Raw genomic sequence first — 767 nt, forward strand, 5'->3', positions numbered from 1 at the left:
CAGCAGGGTGCCAGACCGTTTTCAAGTTGTGAGGCGATGCCTGCAATAAGCGGTTCTAGATCATACTCCATAAGCAAATTTAAACTTGCCAGAGCGGCGCTGCAGGCTAAAGGGTTTGCCATGAAAGTCGGGCCGTGCATGAAAACACCCGGGCTTTGCGATTGGATTGTTTCGGCGATCTCTCGCGTGGTCATCGTCGCGGCCATGGTCATATAACCGCCTGTTAGGGCTTTGCCCATGGTGATGATGTCGGGGATGATGTCGGAATGCTGATACGCAAACATTTTCCCTGTGCGGCCAAAGCCGGTCGCGATCTCATCAAAAATAAGTAAAACGCCGTGCTCATCGCACAGGGTGCGCAGCCGATTGAGGTAATCGGCTGAGTAGAAGCGCATACCGCCAGCGCCTTGAACAATCGGCTCAATAATAACCGCTGCAATTTCTTCACGATGCTGACCGAGTAGGGCGGTCATCTCAGCAATGTCTTGGCCCTTGCAGATGTGGCCGAACGCGGTTTCAGGAGCGGGGGCGAACACATTCTTAGCGAGTGTCTTTTCAAACAAGGAATGCATACCGTTGATGGGGTCGCATACCGACATCGCGCCAAATGTATCGCCATGATAGCCATTACGGACAGTGAGAAAGCGTTGCTTGTTGGGTTTGCCAAGACTAGCCCAGTACTGAATAGCCATTTTCATCGCAACTTCGACTGAAACCGAGCCAGAGTCGGCAAAAAATACCGCCTCTAGGCGTTCGTCATGCAGCTC

1 protein-coding gene is annotated in these 767 nt (G+C 52.4%); it reads right to left on the bottom strand.

Translation table 11 applies throughout. From position 1 onward, the window contains the following. On the bottom strand, nucleotides 1–767 hold a 767-nt coding region (locus tag A3750_RS17880), incomplete at both ends, for an aminotransferase class III-fold pyridoxal phosphate-dependent enzyme (RefSeq protein WP_156498698.1).

This window comes from Oleiphilus sp. HI0079 (assembly GCF_001635105.1).